Source organism: Massilia hydrophila (assembly GCF_020208145.1).
Taxonomy (GTDB): domain Bacteria; phylum Pseudomonadota; class Gammaproteobacteria; order Burkholderiales; family Burkholderiaceae_D; genus Telluria; species Telluria hydrophila.
This window is the reverse complement of sequence record NZ_JAHYBX010000101.1, coordinates 1-255: the sequence shown is the minus strand read 5'-3', so window position 1 is coordinate 255 and position 255 is coordinate 1. Positions and strand designations below refer to the sequence as shown.

Sequence of the window (255 nt, the reverse complement as noted above, 5' to 3'; positions counted from 1 at the left end):
CGGGTCTACACCCAGCGACTGTCGCCCTGTTCGGACTCGATTTCTCTACGGCTCCCCTATTCGGTTAACCTCGCCACTGAATGTAAGTCGCTGACCCATTATACAAAAGGTACGCCGTCACCCCATATAGAGGCTCCGACTGTTTGTATGCACACGGTTTCAGGATCTATTTCACTCCCCTCCCGGGGTTCTTTTCGCCTTTCCCTCACGGTACTGGTTCACTATCGGTCGATTACGAGTATTTAGCCTTGGAGG

The 255-nt window shown here is 52.5% G+C and carries 1 rRNA gene; it reads right to left on the bottom strand.

The window, feature by feature from the left end:
• Positions 1-255: ribosomal RNA gene (locus LE190_RS21695) — 23S ribosomal RNA — on the bottom strand; the annotation flags it as partial.